Source organism: Acinetobacter sp. NigerLNRRAM0016 (genome assembly GCF_054112845.1).
Window position 1 is genome coordinate 1 of sequence record NZ_JBSYVT010000085.1, and the last position, 1,596, is coordinate 1,596.

The 1,596-nt window shown below is 35.7% G+C and carries 2 protein-coding genes; one reads left to right on the forward strand and one right to left on the reverse strand.

What is annotated here, in order from left to right:
• Positions 1–1,052 (reverse strand): cation transporter (locus ACWQ4X_RS19560; protein ID WP_457904663.1); only part of this gene is annotated, 1,052 nt, incomplete at its 3' end.
• A gap of 90 nt (positions 1,053–1,142) precedes the next feature.
• Between ACWQ4X_RS19560 and cadR the strand changes: the two genes are divergently transcribed.
• A complete protein-coding gene (gene cadR, locus ACWQ4X_RS19565; protein ID WP_004281856.1) occupies positions 1,143–1,535 on the forward strand; it encodes a Cd(II)/Pb(II)-responsive transcriptional regulator in 393 nt (130 codons plus the stop codon).
• The last annotated feature ends 61 nt before the right edge of the window (positions 1,536–1,596 follow it).

Sequence of the window (1,596 nt, forward strand, 5' to 3'; positions counted from 1 at the left end):
AGTGCGAGCAGGCCAATAACAATCATGAGCGTTGATTCTGGCTCGCTTCCAAACATGAATCGTCTAATGACATCAATAATCACGATGACAGCAAGTAATAACTGAATCCAACCTGCGAAATGGGCTGCTTTCACTTGATATTTCGCAGCTTTTCCGACGGCATATAGCGCAATACCATAAACGGCTGCATCGGCAAACATATCTAGAGAATCAGCAATCAATCCTGTAGACGCAGCAATAATTCCGCTGATGAATTCTATAAAGAAAAGTAGAGCATTAATGCCTAATAACAGTTTAAGTACTTTAGCTTGTCTCACAGGATCAGGTTCATTAGGTATATCGCCTGAAGAAAGCTGTGTTTCATCAAGTTTCGCCCCAAAACCCAGTCCTTCAAGTTTGGCCGTAATTTGCTGACTCCCTTCATTATGGAAGACTTTCAGTTTTCGATTGGGAAGATCAAAAGTAAGACCTTTAACTGCTTCAATATCTGCAAGAGCCATACGGACCATTTGCTCTTCAGCAGAGCAATCCATTTTAGGAATGGTATAGGTACTTGTTTGCTTAGCCTGTTGATTGCTTATATAAGTTTCAGTCTTCACAAGCTTTGCACCAAAACCCAAAGCTTCAAGTTTGGTAGTTATATTTTCATCTTTTTGATTATGTAGAACCTTTAAAGACCGGTTAGGTAAATCAAAGATGAGTTTTTGAACACCATCAATTGAAGATAGCGCCATACGAACCATCTGTTCTTCCGCAGAACAATCCATTTTGGGAACTAAGTATTCACTCATGTAGTGCGAATTTTTTAAAACGTCTTCAGTGCTTAAATTTTCTTTGGGATCAGAACCACAACAGGATTGAGCGGTATCTTCACAACTGTTTGAAGTGTTACAGCAAGGAGATGAAGATTTTTCTTCTTCCTCTTCACCACAACAGCTAAGCGTATTATTACAATTCTTTGAATTGTTTGCTTCTGCAATTGATGGATGATTTTCTTGTTGAGATTTCTTATCTTTGCATGGTGTTTCTTTACTACATCCACAACCACTCATAATTATACCCATTAAAAAAATTTATAAACTTTGAATATTAGAATCCCTATAGTTACTATAGAGTCAAGATTTTTTGGAAATACCAACTCAATGCATTTAAAAATTGGTGAACTCTCTAAAAAAACCTCATGTTCAGTATTAACAATTAGGTTTTATGAAAAGGAAGGTTTAATTCCGGAACCCGAAAGAACGGAAGGAAATTACCGCCTTTACGATATAGGCTATGTTGAGCGAATTAAGTTTATTTTGAATTGCCGAACTTTAAATATGAGTTTGAATGAAATTCGTCAATTACTCACCTATAAAGATAATCCCAAGAAAAATTGTTCAGATGTGAATGAATTAATTGACTTACATGTCAGTGCTATCAGAGAAAATATAATCAAGCAACAAAAGCTTATTGAACAATTATCTGATTTAAGAGGTACTTGTGATGGTTTATGTACAATTGACCAATGTGGAGTTCTAAAAAATCTAGCTTGATTATCTAGACCTATGCTTTTTTCAAAAACTCTGTATATCTTTACTTAAGGCTGCAAAAAGA